This is a genomic window from Lysinibacillus sp. KCTC 33748 (genome assembly GCF_002237755.1).
Taxonomy (GTDB): domain Bacteria; phylum Bacillota; class Bacilli; order Bacillales_A; family Planococcaceae; genus Lysinibacillus.
Window position 1 is genome coordinate 330,801 of record NZ_MWSJ01000002.1, and the last position, 19,582, is coordinate 350,382.

The following is a 19,582-nucleotide window of genomic DNA, read 5'->3' on the forward strand; positions in this document are numbered from 1 at the left end:
TTAATTTGTTTGAATTTTTAGCCATTTATCTCGGTGAATGACCTCAATGGGATAGTTCGCTAACTCGTCTGTACGTTTTCCCATCGCATGGGCTAACTCTAGGGAAGAATATAAGACCTCACCACGGCCAAGCAGTCCCTTGTCACTATAGACTTCGACAACGTCGCCATTTGCGAAGTCGCCTTCGACACGATATACACCAGCAGGCAACAAGCTTTTACCATTTGCCAATAATGCATGTTCTGCACCGCTATCTATAAAGATTTTACCAGATACTTCCGTTAGTGCAATCCACTGTTTATTATTCGTTAAAACAGCAAGCGCGTCATGCTCAACATACGTACCATCACCACGTCCTTCTACTATATCGACAAGTTTATTAGCACCGTGACCAGTTCCGATAAACACCTTGACACCTGCATTTAAAGCTGCTCGAGCTGCTAGTAATTTGGATTCCATACCACCTGTACCGACCTTAGACCCTGAACCATCTGCAAAGCCAAGCATCTCATCAGATACCTCTGTTAAACGATCAATACGTTGTGCATCAGGATTTTTAGATGGATTGGCATTATACAGGCCATTGATATCTGTTAAGATAATGAGCTGATCGGCATGTATAAGACCACTTACAAGTGCTGATAACATGTCGTTATCTCCAAAGGTTAATTCGCTGACAGATACCGAATCGTTTTCGTTAATGATAGGTAAAATGGAGCGTTCTAATAATTCCTCAAATGTGGCACAGGCATTTTTATAACGCTCTTTTTTTGAAAAATCAGTGCGTGTAAGTAAAATTTGAGCAGGCACAATATCATAAATGCTAAATAAAGCATTGTAGGTTTGAATCAGTAAACTTTGCCCAACTGCCGCGGCAGCCTGCTTACCTTTTAATGTGACGGGACGAGAAGGGTAGCCTAGCTGTTTAAAGCCCGCTGCTACTGCACCTGATGAAACAAGCAATACTTCATGACCGTATTTTTTTAATTCAGCGATCGCTTGGACATGGTCCATTAAACGTATTTTATCAATTTCACCTTTTGCATTTGTTAAGGAGCTACTCCCAATTTTGACGACAATTCTTTTTCTTTCCATAGCAATACCTCCAATTCGCCATTACACTTGTACTATGATTTAAACTTTAGCAGCTACTAAGATTTCGCTAAATTTAAAAATAAAAAAACCTTTTCATCCTAAAAAATTAGGACGAAAAGGTTTACTTTCCGTGGTACCACCTAGATTGAACATCATTGACATTCCACTTTGCTCATAACGCTTGAGACTGCGCCTAGTTAGCTAGGACGATTTACGAAGTAGGTTCTTTAGTCTTTCTTGTACAATGCCTTACAGCCGATGGGCATCGCTCTCTGATCAAGCAGTTTCTAGGTACTAATCTTCGCTCGCTTATATTGTATAATTCAATATCTTTGTTGAATGGACCTTCATCAATTATTTTGGTTGGTGTCCGATTTCTATACAGAATGCACTACTTTAGCATGTCTGTCAAGCTGATTAGGAATGTTAATAGAAAGTTTTGAATAAAAAAGTAGGTATTACTGAACAATCGAGAGTACCGTGTAGGAGCAACATAACCTTGTTTATTTGAACCACCAGATTGCGATTAATAGTGGGAGCATCGCTAAAACAATCACGAAAGAACTCCATACTATTTGTTTTCCTGAAGACATATTTTTCGGTTTAATACTCATTTGTTCATATAGTTCGTTGATGGAACGTTGCTCTTTTGCATAAAGCATAGTTTGAAATTCATCGTAATCTTGAATATAACTTGAGGGAGGGCGAGGGCTAAAGCGTAAACTTCGAATATCGTCTGTAATCTCTTTTTCACCCATCCAATAAGTAATAACTGGCGCTAACCCTGAAGTTTGCGTAGCCTGTACCCTGATGTCATGTGTTTTCATTTTATAATAGACATTTCCTTGCTCGTCTTCATATTGCTTTACAATATCGCTTACTGCCATCAACAAACACCTCTTTCTCCCAAATAATCCGACTTTTAAGTTATGATAATATTTATTATAATGGATTAAGGTAGAAAAGTATTGCTGAAACGAGCAGAATTGGTTAGGGGATTTTTTGTAAAAATTCAGAAAAAGTATATTGGTATATAGTATAATGTTAAGAAATACATTTTATGGTTATTATTTTTTGGAAAGTAATTTTTCTACTAAAAGTAGAGTTAGTCGGAATAAAAATTAATCTCGCTTATGATGAATATTTTTGTGAAAAGTAATAGAAAGAAGGGATAGTTTTGGCATTTTCAACCTTAATGGCGTTTTTAGGGGCGGCAATTATTTTAACTATAATGCCAGGTCCAGATAATTTATTTGTTCTTGCACAAAGCATTGCACAGGATAAAAAGGCTGGTATAGCAACATCACTTGGCTTATGTACAGGTTTGCTCGTTCATATAGGAGCGGCGGTTCTCGGTATCTCGGCTATTATTTATCAATCAACAGTTATTTTTTCTATTGTTAAGTTTGCAGGAGCGGCGTATTTATTGTATTTAGCATGGCAGTCGTTTCGTGCGAAAGGTGATCCGTTCACAATGGAACAGCAAAATGTACAAGCCTATGTGACTTTATATCGGAAAGGTATTTTAATGAATATTTTAAATCCAAAAGTTTCTTTATTTTTCTTAGCACTATTGCCACAGTTTGTAAATCCTTCTAATGGCCATGTAGGTTTACAGATGCTAGTTTTGGGTATTGTATTTTTAGTACAAGCGCTTATTCTGTTTTCATTATTTAGTATTTTTGCCGGTAAAGTAAGAAAAGTAATTATTGGGAAGCCTGCAATTGCTAAACGATTAAATATGATTCAAGGTGTACTTTTCACTTTTATTGGAATACAAATAGCGCTAAGTAAACAGTAAAATGGGGGATTTTTATGGCAATTTTACATATAACGTTTAGCTTATCTACGCAAGGCTCAATTAAACATGCAATACGACAACATCATTTACAAAGAGAGGAGTCAGTGCTTAGTGTCAATGAGATTTTCTCGATTGGTCCGCTAAGCAGCTCAGAAGAACGAAAAAGCTGGTTAAGAGCCAATATCTTTAGGGACAGTGAAGAACGTGAATTGAACGAGGATCTTTATAAAGAATGGAAGAAAAAAATTGCAGGTTTACCGTGCGATGTTGATGTCTGGGTATGGTACAGCCAAAGTACTCATGAAGAGATTGGGTTACGTTATGTCATGAGCAAGTTGATCAATAAATGTAGTATGGTATATGGGATTGATGCCACAGATGGCCTGAAACGTGTACAACCAAATATGATGATTCGTCAAACAGGTGAGATCTCACCAGACTTGCTTATGAAACTACGTTCGGAGGCAAAGCGTTTTTCTATTGATGAGTGTCAACAATTTGCTAATGAATGGGAGGCGCTAAAACAAAACCCTAGTACATTGCGAGTTTGGCAAGATGGAATTGTCCATGTAGCGGAAGATGCATTGGATCCTATTATTATAGAATGTGCAGAAAGAGCTCATGCAGAACTAAATGAGGAATGGCTTAAACCGATGCGTATCATCGGTGAAGCAATTGGTTCAATTGATGAGTATTTAGGTGAAGAGTTTGTGGAAAAACGACTAATGACACTTGCAAAGCAGGGACTTTTTGAGGTTGATGGAGATACAACAGATATGTATTCGTATCAAGTAAAATATGTAGGGGAAAAATAATAAAACTGCTTCCAGTAACCACCTTTCATTTAAAGAAGGTGGTTTTTTGTAGTTCAAGAAACTTGGAAATTCATCTAAAGGACTAACTTTTCCACAATTGAATATAAAGAAAAGCGAGTAACAATTGTTATATAAGGATATAGGAGTAGAGGATAATTAGTCTATTATAGAGGCTGGTTATCCTCTTTACTAGCGTCTTTAATAAGCTTTGTTGCTTTTCTTGCATCTGTTACCCCTACTTGTATGTCTTTGTGAATGTCTTTGTATTTATCAGGAACTTTTATATACTCCATATTGTCTAAAATCTTATCCATCTTGTTTGCTGTTTTTAAAATATCTTTTTCTTTTTCTTTGTCTTCCATAGCTTTCATCGAGTTTACTATGAATAAATCCTTCATGTATTGAAACTCTACTAATTGTTCACAAATATAATAGGGATACTGTTTCTCTGATATTACTGTTTTCATTGTTGATTTGCTTAACTGCTCAGTCTTAGGAGTAGACTCTTTATTTTCTACCGCACAACCTACTAATAATAGAATAGGTATTGCTAATGATACGAGTTTCGTTGCTTTCATTATATATCCTCATTTTGGAAATTATTGTAATTAATTAACATATTGTACCACAACGTAAATTATAAATAATAGATATATAAAATTCCTATCATTTGAAAGAAGTGATTTGTCATAAATATTGGATGTATATTCCATACATGTCAGGTTTACATAACGCATCATTATCGGTAGCAAGAAAAAATTCTTTAATGAATGGAAAGTTCCTTCTTCAACTAAACTGCCTCGTTATCTCAACAAGAAAAAAGATGCTGCCGCAGCAACACCTTGTCTAACTCTTGCACCCCGTTACATTCGTGGCTTTTTGTTGTATTTCCAAACTTTCATTTGGGAACGTTATTTGTATATTGAATTAATAATATCGTACATTTTTTACATACATAATTACTAGGTTTAGCTATTTAACATATTGAATATACCCTAGCATATCAGCAACAATGAAAGTAGCTATTATGCCCAATAATAGACTTAAAAGTAATCTAAACTTTTGCCATGTAAAATAAGGTGTATCAATATCGCTATGGTTATCATTCGTCCGTTCTAACAAATACCACATAGAAGGTAGAATGATGAAGGATACGATTAGTTGTTTCCATATGGGTAAATGTAATTGTAAATCTGGTCCTTCTTCTATAAAAAGAAGAATTGTAGCAATAATCATACCCATAGCATACTTTTCAAGATATTTCTTCATGTAATACCACATTTCATTTAAAAGTCATTTAGATATTATAACAAAAAACAAGCGGACTAATTATAAACATTTTAGCCTTCTGATTCCCTCAAACCTTCAGAAAATTACCAAAGCGTCGTTTGGTAATCTTTCGTAAAAAGTTGTTATTCAACAATCTGGCCCGATTGTTGAACAATAAGTTAAACAACACTCTTCAACTAAACTGCCCTATTAGTTGAGTAAGACAAGACAAAACAACAATCGTTACGAACAGAATCATAAAAATAGACCAAACATATTTTATATATAAAATATGTTTGGTCTATTTATTTACATACGTTTGAAGGTTGTCACCCTAAGATAATGGTCGTTACTCACTTTAATGCTTTACCCATTCTATATGAATGAAAGATTACTTCTCATCGTAAAAATCGAATACAAATTGCTGAAATTGTCGTGCTGATGGTGGAAGGTATCGATTTTCAATCCAAGCCATACCTATGGTCCGTTCACAAACCATATCCTCAACACGAATTTTCGCCAATTTATTTGGATTCAAGTCTTCATCAACAGGTAGCAACGACACGCCAAGCCCAGCACTTACAAAACCAGCAACTGTAGATACTTCATCACCTTCAAACGTAATTTTCGGCTTGATACCTGCAGCATTTAATAATTTATCAGCTGTGCGACGTAATGCGTAACCCTTTTTCAACAGAACAAAATTTTCATGTTCAAGTTCCTTCATTTTGATGCTTTTACGGTTCGCGAGGGGATGGTCAATCGGCACCATAATAAAAAGCTCGTCTCGCCATAGCTCTTTCCAACAAACAGGTGGCTCTGTGTCAATCGCTGCGAGTAAGCAAAGATCTAACTCTCCCGCAAGTAATTGCTTCAACTGGGAGTGTGAGTAATTTTGTGTAAAGTGAAAGCGAATATGCGGATGGTTCTGACGGAAGGAACGGATCAAGTCGGGTACAATGCTAGTCCCTAGAGTATGTAAAAATCCGAGTGATACATCTCCTAGCTCTGGGTTATTCAGCTCCTGTAATTCAATAACTGCTTTTTCGTACTCCTTACGCATGCGTTGGACACGATACAAAAAAAGCTCGCCATATCGGTTGAGCATAATCGAGCGTCCTTGACGGTCGAACAAGGGTACTCCTAATTCCTCTTCAAGCTTTGAAATAGAGCGACTTAATGCTGGCTGAGAAATCGCTAATGCTTCAGCTGCACGAGTCATATGCTCAAGTTTAGCTACCGTTACGAAATACTCCAATTGCTGCCACTCCATTTTTTCACCTCTATTCTCGTTATTTTTGAGTTAACTGCATTATAACGGTAAAAGAGTAGGAAGTATAGGCGCCAAAAAAATTTAAAAAAGATGGAGTACTTAAAAAGAGAAATGAGAAATGAAAGTAGCTGAAAGTGTGATAGAACAGCCGTTAACCTCACATCATTAATGCATGAAACACATTAATATGATAAAAACTATAAATTGTACATTATGAATAAAGGGTGTTAAGATAGACACATAAATTACACAATTACAAATTTCCGTGAAGGGGATATTATAAAATGAATTTTTCTAAGCCACAACCTCTAACAATTGAGGGAGGCAAAAAAGCCGTACTATTACTGCATGGATTCACAGGTAGCACAAAAGATGTGAAAAAGCTAGGAGAATTTTTATCAAAACGTGGTTATACGGTTCATGCACCGATTTATAGTGGGCATGGTGTAGAACCAGAAGCATTACTTGAAACAAAACCAGAAGACTGGTGGAATGATGTTGTGGAAGGTTATAACTTCCTAAAAAGTAAAGGCTATGAAGAAATCGCGGTAGTAGGAATTTCGCTTGGCGGCGTATTTTCGTTAAAAGTAGCAGAAACATTTCCTGTGAAAGCATGTGTTGCCATGTGTGCACCAATCACACGCGATAACTCAAAAGGCTTATTTACACGTTTATATCATTACGCTCGTTTATATAAACATTTTGAAAATAAATCAAAAGATCAAATTATTTCAGAATTACATGAATTACGTATTACACCTAAGGATTCATTAGATGGTGTGACACGTTTAACGACCGAAACACGTGATGATTTATCTACAATCAAAGCACCTACATTAGTATTACAAGGTTCATTAGATGATGAACTTTATCAAGAAAGTGCACCATTCATTTTAAATACCGTGGAAACTGACGATAAAGAGATTATTTGGTATGAAAATTCTGGTCATATTATTACTTTAGATAAAGAGCGCGAAAAAGTGTATGAGGACGTATATAAGTTTTTAGATCATATAGAGTGGTCAGTAGCAAACTAAGGGCTGTCAGCAGACAGCTCTTTTAGTTTTGTCTATTTACAGCTAGGAACTGTACAATTTATTTTTTAAAAAGAAAAAACAACTATTGTTTTACAAATAAATGCTATGTTAATATAGTGGAATTATAGTGATAAATCTCTTCATTTAAATTGTTCGCAATAGTTAAATACATCTAAGGAGTTCATCAAAATGCAACAGAAAATACCTTTTTCAACATATGCAGTCATCGGTACGATGCTTTTCGGACTGTATTTTGGAGCGGGGAATCTTATTTTTCCAATTCAGCTTGGACAATTAGCGGGGACCAATTTTTGGTTTGGCCTAATTGGATTTTTAGTAACAGCTATCGGTTTACCGTTTCTAGGTATTTTAGCTATTGGTTTATCAGGTAGTAACGGTTTACGTGACTTAGCGAGCCGTGTTCACCCATTATTCGGTGTCATCTTTTCATTAGCACTCTATTTAACGATCGGTCCTTTCTTTGCGATTCCTCGTACAGCGACAGTTCCTTTTGTAGTTGGCTTTGAACCATATATACAAGCTGAACATACAACACTTTTACTCGCTTTATTTAGCTTTGTATTTTTTGCCATCGTTTATTATTTCTCATTGAATCCAGCGAAAATTATGGATTATATCGGAAAATATTTAACACCAGCATTTCTAATTGTGTTATTTATTTTAATTATTATTAGTATTGTAAAACCGATGGGGCATTTCCAACCGCCAATGGGAGATTATATTGATTCAGCATTTATGACAGGCTTTAAAGAAGGCTATAACACAATGGATGCATTAGCTTCATTAGCCTTTGGTATTGTTGTCATTAATGCAATTAAAAGCGCAGGAATAACAGACAGAAAAGAAATTGCTAAAGCAACGTGGAAATCCGGTATTTTTGCCATGGCATTAATGATGTTAATATACGGTTTAATTACGTATATGGGGGCATCAAGTATTGGAGCTGTTGGTACATTTGACAACGGTGGTTTAATATTTGCCGCAGTGGCAGATCATTATTTCGGATCATTCGGGGCTATTTTATTAGCAGTGATTATTGTCCTTGCTTGTTTAAAGACAAGTATTGGTTTAATCACATCTTGTAGTGAGTTTTTCCATGAGGTATTTCCGAAAATTAGCTACAAATGGTTTGTATTCATCTTGTGCGTTATGTCATTTACAATTGCCAACTTCGGATTAACGAATATTATTAAGTTTGCCATTCCAGTGTTGATGTTCCTATATCCGATAGCAATTGTCTTAATTGTACTCGCATTATGCTCATCACTATTTAAAAATAAGCAACCGGTATATGCGGTTACTATGATTTTCACAATTTTTATTAGTGTCATGGATGGCTATAAAGCATTAGTAGTTAGCATTCCGTCAGCGAAGCTAAGTATTTTTGATGCAATTGAGAAAGCTTATTCGAACCTTTTACCATTTTACGACATAGGATTAGGCTGGATATTACCAGCGTTAATTGGGGCATTTATTGGATGCTTATTCCCAACAAGAAAGCAAAAAAATGAATTTTAAATGATAGAAAGCACGCACAATGAATTTTACATGTGCGTGCTTTCTCTTATGTTGAATCTTAGTAAGCTGTCCAGCCACCATCAACAGCGATTATTTGTCCGTTGACAAAGCTTGATTCATCTGAGCCTAGGAAAATAGCAAGCTGAGCGATTTCCTCAGGTTGTCCAGCTCGTGGGTTAATGGCCATACCTAGTGATTGGCGTGCTGCACCTGTTTGGCTCACGTTTGTCATGGAAGAAGCAATGTTTGTAATAACTGCACCTGGAGCGATACCATTGCAGCGAATATTTTTATCTGCATACATAAATGCTGTGTTTTTTGTAAGCCCAACAACGGCATGCTTAGAAGCAGTGTAAGCAGCTCCAGCACGAGCACCATAGAGACCGCCAGCCGAAATATTATTGACAAATACACCATGTCCTTGAGCAAGGAAAATCTCTGTCGCCATACGCATTGAACGCATAACAGCAGTTGTATTTACTGCGAATACTTTATCCCAACGTTCATCAGAAACTTCACCAATTGGCTCCATTCCATCCATAATACCAGCATTATTCACTAAAATATCTAATGTGCCAAAAGCATTTTTTGTTTCATCAAATAAGCGTTGTAAATCTTCTGTTGATGCAACATTTGTTTGAATGGCGAATGCAGAGCCACCTGCTGCTTTGATACCTTCAACAACAGCTTGTGCACCTTCTATATTTAAATCAGAAACTAGGACTTTTGCTCCCTCTTTTGCATAACCTTCTGCAATTGCTTTACCCATACCTGACGCGGCACCTGTTACGATTGCTACTTTACCTTCTAATCTCATCACAAAAACCTCCTATAATGTATGTTCTTTCACCAGAGTTTGTTCAGGTGATTTCTTGGATATATAATGTTAGATATTGAACATGTGTTCATTAAAATAATATAATAGTTTTGTAAGCGATTTCAATATGCAAAAAGCTCAGAACTGTTCAGTAATCAACACATATAAAAAAATCTGTTCAATAAGGAGAAAAAATTTGAGTGCTAACGATTTAAGAGTTATCAAAACGAAGCAAGCATTACACAATGCTTTACTAACGTTATTAAGTGAGAAGCCTTTAGAAAATATAACAATCGCAGAAATTTGTCGGGTGGCAAAGGTGAATAGAGGTACCTTTTATTTGCACTATGAGCAAAAGGAAGGGCTATTTGAGGAATACTTTCAGGAAATTATGGAGGATTTGAATAATTCATATGAGGAACCGTACCGCGCAGTAACAACAATGGATAAAAACCAAATAGATCCAAATACTATTCGTATTTTTCATCATATTGAGCGCTTTAAAATGTTCTATCGCATTGTTTTTTCTAAAAATGTGCCTTTGACCTACTATTACATGTTATTTGATGGAATTTTCTCTCTGCTAAAAAGGGATATCACAATCCATAAAGAAATACATGATGAGATATCCATTGAATATTATAGTGCGTATCAAGCAAATGCAATCATAGGCCTAATCATTCAATGGTATCGCCAAGATTTTGAGGACAGTGTAAGTACCTTAAATAAACAACTTGCTGCTATTTTGCGGATTGGTGAAAAGTGATGAATTAAGAGTCGGTTAGAAGCGTGGAACAAAGTAGGCGTTTCCCTCGTTCTGCCGAAAAGCACACTATAATTTAATAGGACACTAAATGATTAACATATTGTAGTTCAACAATATCAGCGATGTACTAACTCAAAATTAGTACATCGCTTTTTTAACAATATTATTGAACAGTAGCGGGGGAAAATTGCTCACTTTTGCTTTTTACTTTTGATCTTTTTAAAGCTATGACGATAGTAGAAATGGCCAATGTTACAGCAATCAATAACTGCTTAGATATTCGGGTATCCAGGAAAATCACTCGAAGTGAATCAAAACAACCTAATAGTACTACACTAAATTTGTTAATAACTTTTTATGGAAAAAATAGCATTGACAACTATATCGTCAGCTGATATATTCTAAATGTATCGGCTGACGATATATTGTTAGGCGATATAAAAGGGGGGGTCGTATGACGCAAGAGCATCCGCCTTTAACAGAGGGCGTTTATTATATTTTATTAGCGTTATTTGATGCCAGGCATGGTTACGGCATCATGCAACTGGTAGAGGAAATGAGTAATGGTCGGGTTCGACTTGGAGCGGGTACGATTTATGGAGCAATCAAAACATTACTCGAACGAGGATGGATTGAAGCGCTAGGTGGTGACGGGCGAAAAAAGGAATACATCATTACTGATAGTGGAAAAAAAGTAATTGAATACGAAATTTTGAGATTAAGGGAACTTTTTGACAATGGCATCCGTATAACAAAGGATGATGGAACAAATGGATAATATCGATTGGTCGTCAACCCTTATCAAATTGAAATATGGGTTAACAATATGGTAAGCAAAAGATGGATATTCAAAATTATTTTCTGGGAAATTGGAAAAATATGATAATTAAAAAGAAGAATGCATTTAAAGTTACATATTTAACCAGGAGTTCACATCGATTTTATAAGATTTAGATGGGAGGTGGAATTTTATGAAAAAAAGAGTGTATCGTTTTTTTCTTGATTATGAACAAGAGGAAGCATGGGTTAATAATATGGCGGAACAAGGTTGGCATCTAAAGCGTACAATGTTGGGTTACTTTATTTTTGAAAAAGGAGAACCTGGACAATATATTTATCGCAATGAACTAGTCAAAAATAAAAATCAAGATTACTTTGAATTTTTAGAGACGATGGATATTGAGTTTATTTCAAAGTTTGGAGGATGGGCTTATTACCGCAAACAGAAATCAAAAGGTCCATTTGAATTATTTTCAGATAGTTCTTCGAAAATACAGTATTTAAAATCAATAAGCCGTCTTTTTATATCAATTACATTTCTTAATCTATTATTTGGATTTATCAATCTTAATATTGGACTTGGTGAATCAACAGAAAGTTTTTTAAACACGGGAATTTCGTTGTTAAATTTTGTAGTCGTAATGATCATGTGTATACAGATTTATAAAGTTGAGAGACGTAAAATAGGACTACAACGCGAATTACATATATTTGAAGGGTAAGGAGGAAAAAAGATGACATTACAATTAGAGCGTGTCACAAAGAAATACAAAGATTTCACAGCAGTCGATAATCTAAACTTTAAAATTGAAAAAGGGGAGATTTTTGGGCTGATTGGACAAAACGGAGCTGGTAAAACAACGACGTTCCGAATGATTTTAGATTTACAGGAGACAACGGCTGGTACGATTACATGGGATGGCAAACCCGTTAATGCCATTAACCGTGATGTACTTGGCTATTTACCGGAGGAACGAGGCATTTTTCCGACGATGAAGGTGGAAGATCAACTTTACTTTTTTGGCGAGCTACGTGGCATGAAGAAGTCGGAGTTAAAGAAGGAGATTGACTATTGGATTAGCCGATTTGAGCTCGAAGATAGACGGAAAGATAAGGCTGAAACTTTATCAAAAGGGAATCAACAAAAAGTACAACTGATTGCTAGTTTTATTCATAAACCACAGTTCTTAATACTAGACGAACCATTCAGTGGACTGGATCCTGTGAATAAAGATTTACTGAAAGATGCAATATTACATTTAAAAGAACAGGGCACAACGATTTTGTTCTCTAGTCACCAGATGGATAATGTAGAGGAGCTATGCGATCATCTTTGTCTATTAAAACGTGGAGTCTCTCTATTTTCAGGTAGTTTACTAGATTTAAAGAAACAGTACGGAAAAACTAGATTAGCAGTACGTACAGAGTGGTCGACAACTCAATTGTTGGCACTTGAAGGAGTCAAAGATGTTCGAGTGGAGAAAGAGCAAACTGTGCTCACTCTGGAGGATGAGAGCTATGCACAAAGTATTTTCGAGAAGCTTTCCAATGGTAAATATATAGAAAAATTCAGCTTAGATTATTTATCGTTAGATGAGATCTTTAAAGATAAGGTAGGTGGCAACGTTGTCGAAGTTTAATTTGTTAATGAAACAGCTTTACACATCAAAAATAAAATCAAAATCCTTTGTTGTAATGACAGTCATTTATATACTTGGGATGTCCGTTGCAGTTTTCTGGTCAGATATTAAAGAGCTTTTTACAGGTGATGATCAAGCGCAACAAATTGCAATCGTCAATGAAACAACAGCTGATTTAAGTGGTCTCTTTGTATCGAATAGCGATATGGAGTTTATACAAAATAAATCGAATATATCGGAGCTAGAGAAAAAGGTCAAAGACGAAAAGCTAGATGCAATCGTTAAAATAACAGATCAAAATGGACAGCTACATGCTGAAATTGCCACTTTCACTCCGTTGAAATTAAATGATCAAGGTGCGATAAATTCGATATTGCAACTTGCTGGCCAAAATTATGCTGTACAACAGTTATCATTAACACCAGACCAAGCAGCTCTAATTATGGATGCCAAAACGATTATTACTGATAAAAATTTAAATACAGAGTCTGCAGGTGGTAAAAGCGAAGAAGAAAAGCAATCAGGACAATTTGTATCTTATGCAGTAGGTATTTTAATTTATTTCTTTATTTCTACATTCCTATCTATGATTACAACGGAAATTGCTACTGAAAAAGGTTCACGTGCAATGGAAATGCTACTAGTAAGCGTTAAACCAGCTACTCATTTTAAAGCAAAAATTGCTGGTGTATTATTACTTGCATTAACACAGATGGGTATTATTATAGTTGTCTTCCTAATCTATGCGAAATTTGCGAAGAACGGTGTTATTTGGGATATGGCAGCTAGTATCGTTAGTGAATTATCGATTGGTTATGTCATATATGCTGTGCTATTCTTACTATTAACAATTATTCTTTATTTAATTGTTGGGGCATTATTCGGTTCTTTAGTGTCTAAAGTTGAAGAAGCAGGTCAAGTATTAATGCCAGCCATGATGATTACATTAATTGGTTTCTATGTCATGTTATCGGGAATGGGGAATCCGGATACTCTTATCATCAAGGTATTCTCTTATATTCCATTTACGTCTGGAATGATCATGCCGATGCGTATCGGGGCTACTGATATAGGCGTTACGGTACCACTTTTATCGTTAGGTATTTTAATCGCAACAATTATTGTGGCTTACTTATTCAGCATATCATTCTATAAACGCAGTGTGCTAACTTATAGTACAGGTGGCGTTATTCAAAAAATTAAGACCGTACTAAAAGTGACAACATGATGGTGAAAGCAGCTACATTAAAAGTAGCTGCTTTTTTAGTGCGAATATGTAAATACTAGAAAACAATGTAAAGTATTTCGTAGATTCAGTCGAATTCCCGAATGAAACAAGCTATAATTTACAGTAGAGAGCGAAGTTTTATTTTCTCAAGCAAGGATTGAAACTTTATTAAAAAAATCACCTATTTAAAGCCTTGCCACATAAGAATGTCAACTAGAGTATCTCGAGGGTTACCTACATTTAGTGACTCTTATTTTGCAGATGCTTGACTAAAATGAAACTTTTTCAGCTTGGAATCGTATGTAAGTAAAAGAGATAAATCGCAGGGGGTAAAACTTTATGTCTGAATTTGACAACGACCTAATGAAATCAAAGGATCCATTCGCATCAGAAAATCCATTATTACAACCTAATCCATTATTACAGGCGGAGCCAGCACAAAAACCAGTGCTTGTTTCCGAGCAAGAGCTATCACAAATTGCTCAAAATCAACTTGCGCTCAAGCAAGATCCTGAGGTTCATGCATTAGCACAAAAAATTGATGTGAAAGATCAAATTGCTATGCTAGAACTTGGAAAAGAAACAGCGAATGGTATTTCTACCTTTTCAGATAAAATGCTAGCAACGATGAAAACAAGTAAACTTGAGGAATCAAGTGTATTATTAAATAATTTAAATAGAATTATGGATAAATTTGATCCTCAAGATTTTGCGGAAGAACAAAAAGGTGGCTTCCTTACGAAACTGTTCAGTAAAGGTAAGGAACAATTAGAAAAGTTTCTATCCAAATATGACAGCATGAATAAAGAAGTTGACGTTATTTTCCGTGAGGTTCAAAAATACGAAGGTGAAATGAAGCGAAATACTATCGATCTTGAGAACTTATATGATCAAAACTTAAACTATTTCCAAACGCTTAGTAAATTTATAGCAGCAATTGAAGTGAAAACGGATGAAGTGCGTTCATCATTACCAGCACTTGAACAAAAAGCACAAACTGGCGATCAATTAGCAGCAATGGAATATGAAACGATGGTACGTGCCGTTGATTTACTAGAACAACGTCGTTATGATTTAGAAATGGCACAACAAGTATCATTCCAGTCTGCTCCACAAATTCGATTAATGCAGCAAGGTAATAACCATTTAATTGCTAAAATTAACTCTGCATTTGTGACGACAATTCCAATATTCAAGCAAGGGCTTATTCATGCGGTAACGTTAAAGCGCCAAAAACTAATTTCTGATTCAATGAGTGAATTAGACCGTCGTACTAATGAAATGCTTGTCAAAAATGCAGAAAATATTAGTAAAAATAGCGTTAATATCGCACGTGCGGCTGGTAGCCCGAGCATTAAAATCGAAACAATTGAAACAACATGGCAAACAATTATGTCTGGTATTCAAGAAACGAAGCAAATTCAAGCAGAAACAGCAAGAAATCGTGAGGAAGGCCGTAAACGTATTGAACGTTTACAACTAGAATATGAAAAACTGAAAAAAATGTAAATGTGAAGCTTCTTGCAATCTTATTTTGCAAGAAGTTTTTTTATTTTTTGACAAAATTGGAATTCCTCATTATGATAAGGTAAATGAGAATGATTATCAGAGAGAAGGAAGCGGAAAGATGCTACACACTGAAATTCGATTATATAAAACAATCAATCATGGAGAAAAAGATGATGAGCAAAATGAATCCAATTTTATTATCCTGTGAGTCTTTAAATGATGGAGCACTTGCGATTAATACGACAGAAAAACTAATGCTCGTATTAAAAAGTCGCTACCATGAATTAACCCATATAGAAGAACTGTTCAATGCCTTGCATAAAGATTTAGATGAAAAGCACAAAATCCTAGAGCAAGAGAGGAAAATTTTAAAGAAACAAAACTTAGAGCTTGTGGAAGACATGCAAAAAATAAAGAAGCAAAACGCCGTCTTACAAAGAAAGTTAACAGAATATAATTGCGTCGTAGAAGAGCTCAAGGAGATTCGCCGACAAAATACAGAGCTACTAATTGAATTAAGTAAATATACTGCTCTGTCAAAGGAATCCTTGTCAGGTCCTTTAAAATGTATGATTCGCGATATGCGAGAGCAAGGTGTCGGTATTAAAGAGATTCATATTCGCATTAAACGTCAAATTAACCCTGATATTAGTTATAGTACGGTGCGCAAATATATTTCTGAGCTTGAATCTGAAATGAAAAAGTAACAATATTCATGACAATTTATTAAAATATGGGCATTTACAGTTTCCACTCAAAGTCCTATAATAAATCTATTCTTTAAATGGTAATATTACGCAAAGTCTTATAGATTCATATGGAGTAGGAGAGTTAGAGGCAATGTCAAATGAGAAAAAAGGGGTTATGGCGGCATTTTTAGCTTATGCTCTTTGGGGTGCATTTCCGCTTTATTGGAAATTACTTGAGCATGTGCAGAGTATGGAAATTTTATTATCGCGCGTCATTTGGTCCTTTGTCTTTACAGTACTAGCAGTAATAGTATTAGGAATGCGCAAGGAACTTCTCGCAGACTTAAAATATTTGTGGTCACATCAAAAGCATTTTTGGCAGCTTGTTGGGGCTTCATTAGTTATCTCGATGAACTGGTTTTTATATATATGGGCAGTTACGCATAATCACTTAATTGAAACGAGCTTAGGCTATTATATTAACCCATTACTATCAGTGATTTTTGGGGTTGTATTCTTTAAAGAAGCACTTACTCGTGCGCAATGGGCGGCTACAGGAATTGCTTTTATTGCTGTCATTATTTTAACGATTAATTATGGATCAATTCCATGGGTAGCACTTCTTATTGCTTTATCCTTCGCTATTTACGGTGTTCTGAAAAAGAAAATTAAGCTTGACGCGACAAGAGGTCTAGCCATTGAAACGTTATTTATTTTGCCGTTTGCATTAGGGTACTATATTTACCTTTTTACAACGAATCAAGCCTCATTTTTACATGTAGATGTGAAGACAGACACGCTCATGATTTTAAGTGGTATCGTGACAGCAATACCGTTAATTTTATTTGCGAAAGGTGCACAAAATATTCCACTCTATTTATTAGGCTTTATTCAATACGTATCGCCAACAATAGTGTTAGTGTTAGGGATTGTGCTTTATAAGGAGCCATTTAGTCAAATTGAGCTATTAGCATTTAGCATTATTTGGGCAGCGTTACTACTGTTTTCAGGATCGAAAATTATTGAAACGAGAAGGGCTCATCATAAATCTGCAAAAATAAATACATGAATGTAAGTAGTACAAACCATGTCTTTGGTTTGTACTACTTTTTTGTGTTTTTAGAAAAGTCCCTGCAATGTGAGGGGGAGGCAAAGAGCTTTTTGCCTTTTCAATGTTTCTTTAGAAATGGGCTAGTATCCTAGCATTTCACACGTATAGAAACTATTAATTGAGGTTACTAACAATGAAGAAAGGTCGAACAGACCCTGATGAATGGCTTTTTTCACCACTATAACAATCAATTTTAAAAAGTAATGATTATGATTATTGGCAAACTAAACACGTTAAGAAATGGCAAAAGTACCTTGCCTATCGCTTAAATTTAGTGAAATGAGATAATAACAGGAAAACGGTCCTAAAGGAGCTTCCTTCTTGGGACTGTTTTTCTTTTTGAAATTGCTGTTTTGTTGCTATTAAACATTAACGGGGCAGAAGAGTTTAATAAGGAATGCTATAATAGTTAATTTCAAGACGATTTTAAGGAGTTAAAGTTTTATGATTATAAAAATTGATTTTGGTGACGATTTTATTCAATACATTTCTTGTTCAACAAAAGTAGGTAGGAAGATGAACAATATTCAGGAGGACTTTCTAAATTGGGTTTTTGACGAAGAAAAGAATACAAAATATTGGGCTTTAGAAAATGGGGAAAGAATTCACCCTAATTATGATGCAAATGCACTTGTTGAATGGTTAAACAATGTAAGATTTAAGCAAGGAATAGCGAAAGCTAAATTAATCACGAATCCTCCATTATGTGTTAAAAAGAAATTATATTTTTAGAGTGTTTCTTTAATGTTCAAATCATTAAAATAACAGGTCTTTACTTCAATATGGTCCCTATTTTTCACCAATCCCTAAATCTTTTATAGAAACGAAGCAAAATGAAAAAGCAAAAAACTGCATCCATTTGGATGCAGTCTTATTTTTTTCTTAACAGTGTATCCCCAAGAGGGATTCCAATCACAACAACCAAAACCGTTAGAATTAGCAGGGCTTGAAAAATAAAATACGCAACTTGATCGAACATCGTATCTCTCCTTCTTTTTTTTAATTCCTACCTTGTCCTGTAATTATCCAACTCCATTTGAAGAGTCAAATAAAACTTAATAAAGCACAAAATCATCTGTGTTTTTATAATATAGTTTACTTCAGTCTAACGTATGTATGCGTCTTTCTTTTTATATTTTGTGATCTGCAACAATGGAACGATTTCAAGATGTTGGTACGTATTATTTGGATAGTTACCTACTATTGGTATCGTTGGCTTGAGTTACATAAGAACTTAGCATTTGAAAATCGTAGAGCAAATCCTTATTTAGCTTGTATAAAAAATCTAACTATTTCACAGTTGAAGCATTAAGAAAAGATAAAAAAGCATCATTAAAGATGCTTTTTAGTTGGATACAGTGGTTTATTTTTATTTAAATGATGGAACAATTTAGTTGAATAAGAATAAAGATTAATGCGTATTTGACTTAAAATGCGAAACAAAAATGAACCGTACAAGGATGACAATTCATTTAATAGGTGGTATTATTTCACATTTTTCAGAGGGGAAATTACATTGTTATAAAAAAATCTTTCCCATTTAGCTAACAAACCGTTCCCATTTTCACCACGTTGAATTTCAATTTCATGGTTTTTATGAAATTCTGCTATTCGTTTATTATGTTCTGTGTGCAATTGATGGAGAGCTACTTGTTTCATTATTATCCCTCCTTTCGATGAACCATAATTATATATCTTGGGTTGATTATAGCAAAGTATTCTACACGTATTGTAAATTAACTCGGTTTTTTAGTTTTTCTCAAGTTTAAAATCGTGTCAAACATAAGTACCTTTACTTTTTTACCAGCATATAGTAAGATGATGACAAATTAGATAACAATGATAATTAATGAGAGGTGCTTTTGATGAGTGCGGTAGGTTCTAAATAGGAACAACTTAAAGAAATAAATTTAATGACACCAGGGGATTTATGTCAGTATATCACCCTTTATTTAGTCGTGGATTTATTTCGATATCTATGAAGATACCTACAATACTTTATAAAGCGTGTAATGGTCTGAATGTGCTTCACTTTGATGAGGTCTTTTCATGATGCTTTTTACACATGCCTTGTAATGGTAAAGCTGTGGGTTCTCCCGCAGCTTTTTTTGTCTTTTTTAACTTCTTTCAGTGGGTGTCCAAACACCCGCTGAAAGAAGTTGAAGCCTCCGGGGGATGTCACAGAATCGATGAGGAGTTCAGTTAGGATGTTA

Annotated in this window: 19 protein-coding genes and 1 pseudogene; 13 read left to right on the forward strand and 7 right to left on the reverse strand. The window is 35.0% G+C overall.

Translation table 11 applies throughout. The features are described from left to right. Together proB and B1B04_RS04385 are read right to left on the reverse strand one after the other, a co-directional pair. Entirely contained in the window at positions 1-1,095 is a 1,095-nt protein-coding gene (gene proB / locus B1B04_RS04380) for a glutamate 5-kinase (RefSeq protein ID WP_079560105.1), read from the reverse strand. Between the two features lie 503 nt (positions 1,096-1,598). Next, positions 1,599-1,982, reverse strand: coding sequence for a sodium:proton antiporter (locus B1B04_RS04385; protein WP_079560106.1), 384 nt, complete (start codon positions 1,980-1,982; stop codon positions 1,599-1,601). A gap of 290 nt (positions 1,983-2,272) precedes the next feature. On the opposite strand from B1B04_RS04385, the gene B1B04_RS04390 reads away from it, so the two are divergent. Then, positions 2,273-2,896 (forward strand): LysE family translocator, encoded by a 624-nt coding sequence (locus B1B04_RS04390; protein WP_094075065.1) that lies wholly within the window; start codon positions 2,273-2,275, stop codon positions 2,894-2,896. 14 nt (positions 2,897-2,910) lie between these two features. Beyond that, on the forward strand, positions 2,911-3,711 hold the full coding sequence (locus B1B04_RS04395) for a DUF1835 domain-containing protein (protein ID WP_079560107.1): 801 nt from the start codon (positions 2,911-2,913) through the stop codon (positions 3,709-3,711). A 167-nt stretch (positions 3,712-3,878) separates the two neighbouring features. Here B1B04_RS04395 and B1B04_RS04400 read toward each other — a convergent pair. The 3 genes and pseudogenes from B1B04_RS04400 to B1B04_RS04410 all read right to left on the reverse strand — a co-directional run. Beyond that, a pseudogene (locus B1B04_RS04400) lies at positions 3,879-4,289 on the reverse strand (hypothetical protein); the annotation flags it as partial. 394 nt (positions 4,290-4,683) lie between these two features. Further along, positions 4,684-4,980 carry a hypothetical protein gene (locus tag B1B04_RS04405; RefSeq protein ID WP_079560108.1) on the reverse strand — a complete coding sequence of 99 codons (297 nt, stop codon included), beginning with the start codon at positions 4,978-4,980 and terminating at the stop codon, positions 4,684-4,686. A gap of 391 nt (positions 4,981-5,371) precedes the next feature. Further along, positions 5,372-6,253, reverse strand: coding sequence for a LysR family transcriptional regulator (locus B1B04_RS04410; RefSeq protein ID WP_079560109.1), 882 nt, complete (start codon positions 6,251-6,253; stop codon positions 5,372-5,374). 284 nt (positions 6,254-6,537) lie between these two features. Between B1B04_RS04410 and B1B04_RS04415 the strand changes: the two genes are divergently transcribed. Next, positions 6,538-7,290: an alpha/beta hydrolase gene (locus B1B04_RS04415; protein WP_079560110.1), complete on the forward strand. Its 753-nt coding sequence runs from the start codon at positions 6,538-6,540 to the stop codon at positions 7,288-7,290. A 189-nt stretch (positions 7,291-7,479) separates the two neighbouring features. Continuing rightward, positions 7,480-8,829, forward strand: coding sequence for a branched-chain amino acid transport system II carrier protein (brnQ, locus tag B1B04_RS04420; protein ID WP_079560111.1), 1,350 nt, complete (start codon positions 7,480-7,482; stop codon positions 8,827-8,829). A 58-nt stretch (positions 8,830-8,887) separates the two neighbouring features. Here the strand turns inward: brnQ and B1B04_RS04425 are convergent, their stop codons facing one another. Next, positions 8,888-9,646: an SDR family oxidoreductase gene (locus B1B04_RS04425; protein ID WP_079560112.1), complete on the reverse strand. Its 759-nt coding sequence runs from the start codon at positions 9,644-9,646 to the stop codon at positions 8,888-8,890. Positions 9,647-9,842: 196 nt separating this feature from the next. Here B1B04_RS04425 and B1B04_RS04430 point away from each other — a divergent pair, with 196 nt between their 5' ends. The 9 genes from B1B04_RS04430 (at position 9,843) to B1B04_RS04470 (ending at position 18,101) form a co-directional block, all read left to right on the forward strand. Further along, positions 9,843-10,412: a TetR/AcrR family transcriptional regulator gene (locus B1B04_RS04430; RefSeq protein ID WP_094075066.1), complete on the forward strand. Its 570-nt coding sequence runs from the start codon at positions 9,843-9,845 to the stop codon at positions 10,410-10,412. A gap of 454 nt (positions 10,413-10,866) precedes the next feature. Further along, on the forward strand, positions 10,867-11,190 hold the full coding sequence (locus tag B1B04_RS04435) for a PadR family transcriptional regulator (RefSeq protein WP_079560114.1): 324 nt from the start codon (positions 10,867-10,869) through the stop codon (positions 11,188-11,190). 193 nt (positions 11,191-11,383) lie between these two features. After that, positions 11,384-11,914, forward strand: a complete 531-nt coding sequence (locus B1B04_RS04440; protein WP_079560115.1) for a DUF2812 domain-containing protein — start codon at positions 11,384-11,386, stop codon at positions 11,912-11,914. A gap of 12 nt (positions 11,915-11,926) precedes the next feature. After that, a complete protein-coding gene (locus B1B04_RS04445) occupies positions 11,927-12,832 on the forward strand; it encodes an ABC transporter ATP-binding protein (protein ID WP_079560116.1) in 906 nt (301 codons plus the stop codon). Continuing rightward, on the forward strand, positions 12,810-14,060 hold the full coding sequence (locus B1B04_RS04450; RefSeq protein ID WP_240518190.1) for an ABC transporter permease: 1,251 nt from the start codon (positions 12,810-12,812) through the stop codon (positions 14,058-14,060). The genes B1B04_RS04445 and B1B04_RS04450 overlap by 23 nt, the downstream gene beginning before the upstream one ends. Before the next feature lie 339 nt (positions 14,061-14,399). Further along, positions 14,400-15,569, forward strand: coding sequence for a toxic anion resistance protein (locus tag B1B04_RS04455; protein WP_079560117.1), 1,170 nt, complete (start codon positions 14,400-14,402; stop codon positions 15,567-15,569). A gap of 173 nt (positions 15,570-15,742) precedes the next feature. Beyond that, positions 15,743-16,276 (forward strand): hypothetical protein, encoded by a 534-nt coding sequence (locus B1B04_RS04460; RefSeq protein WP_240518191.1) that lies wholly within the window; start codon positions 15,743-15,745, stop codon positions 16,274-16,276. A 133-nt stretch (positions 16,277-16,409) separates the two neighbouring features. Continuing rightward, complete coding sequence (gene rarD, locus B1B04_RS04465) at positions 16,410-17,327, forward strand: EamA family transporter RarD (RefSeq protein WP_079560119.1); 918 nt, start codon at positions 16,410-16,412, stop codon at positions 17,325-17,327. 486 nt (positions 17,328-17,813) lie between these two features. Further along, the gene (locus B1B04_RS04470) at positions 17,814-18,101 is read left to right on the forward strand and encodes a hypothetical protein (protein ID WP_079560120.1); all 288 of its coding nucleotides are present in this window, start codon (positions 17,814-17,816) and stop codon (positions 18,099-18,101) included. Positions 18,102-18,854: 753 nt separating this feature from the next. Here the strand turns inward: B1B04_RS04470 and B1B04_RS25530 are convergent. After that, positions 18,855-19,028 carry a hypothetical protein gene (locus B1B04_RS25530; RefSeq protein WP_170938889.1) on the reverse strand — a complete coding sequence of 58 codons (174 nt, stop codon included), beginning with the start codon at positions 19,026-19,028 and terminating at the stop codon, positions 18,855-18,857. Positions 19,029-19,582 lie beyond the last annotated feature (554 nt).

What these genes read in the sequence shown, in the direction of transcription:
- proB (WP_079560105.1), bottom strand. Translation starts at nt 1,095, where the DNA reads ATGGAAAGAAAAAGAATTGTCGTCAAAATTGGGAGTAGCTCCTTAACA.
- B1B04_RS04385 (WP_079560106.1), bottom strand. Translation starts at nt 1,982, where the DNA reads ATGGCAGTAAGCGATATTGTAAAGCAATATGAAGACGAGCAAGGAAAT.
- B1B04_RS04395 (WP_079560107.1), top strand. Translation starts at nt 2,911, where the DNA reads ATGGCAATTTTACATATAACGTTTAGCTTATCTACGCAAGGCTCAATT.
- B1B04_RS04405 (WP_079560108.1), bottom strand. Translation starts at nt 4,980, where the DNA reads ATGAAGAAATATCTTGAAAAGTATGCTATGGGTATGATTATTGCTACA.
- B1B04_RS04410 (WP_079560109.1), bottom strand. Translation starts at nt 6,253, where the DNA reads ATGGAGTGGCAGCAATTGGAGTATTTCGTAACGGTAGCTAAACTTGAG.
- B1B04_RS04415 (WP_079560110.1), top strand. Translation starts at nt 6,538, where the DNA reads ATGAATTTTTCTAAGCCACAACCTCTAACAATTGAGGGAGGCAAAAAA.
- brnQ (WP_079560111.1), top strand. Translation starts at nt 7,480, where the DNA reads ATGCAACAGAAAATACCTTTTTCAACATATGCAGTCATCGGTACGATG.
- B1B04_RS04425 (WP_079560112.1), bottom strand. Translation starts at nt 9,646, where the DNA reads ATGAGATTAGAAGGTAAAGTAGCAATCGTAACAGGTGCCGCGTCAGGT.
- B1B04_RS04435 (WP_079560114.1), top strand. Translation starts at nt 10,867, where the DNA reads ATGACGCAAGAGCATCCGCCTTTAACAGAGGGCGTTTATTATATTTTA.
- B1B04_RS04440 (WP_079560115.1), top strand. Translation starts at nt 11,384, where the DNA reads ATGAAAAAAAGAGTGTATCGTTTTTTTCTTGATTATGAACAAGAGGAA.
- B1B04_RS04445 (WP_079560116.1), top strand. Translation starts at nt 11,927, where the DNA reads ATGACATTACAATTAGAGCGTGTCACAAAGAAATACAAAGATTTCACA.
- B1B04_RS04455 (WP_079560117.1), top strand. Translation starts at nt 14,400, where the DNA reads ATGTCTGAATTTGACAACGACCTAATGAAATCAAAGGATCCATTCGCA.
- B1B04_RS04460 (WP_240518191.1), top strand. Translation starts at nt 15,743, where the DNA reads ATGAGCAAAATGAATCCAATTTTATTATCCTGTGAGTCTTTAAATGAT.
- rarD (WP_079560119.1), top strand. Translation starts at nt 16,410, where the DNA reads ATGTCAAATGAGAAAAAAGGGGTTATGGCGGCATTTTTAGCTTATGCT.
- B1B04_RS04470 (WP_079560120.1), top strand. Translation starts at nt 17,814, where the DNA reads ATGATTATAAAAATTGATTTTGGTGACGATTTTATTCAATACATTTCT.
- B1B04_RS25530 (WP_170938889.1), bottom strand. Translation starts at nt 19,028, where the DNA reads ATGAAACAAGTAGCTCTCCATCAATTGCACACAGAACATAATAAACGA.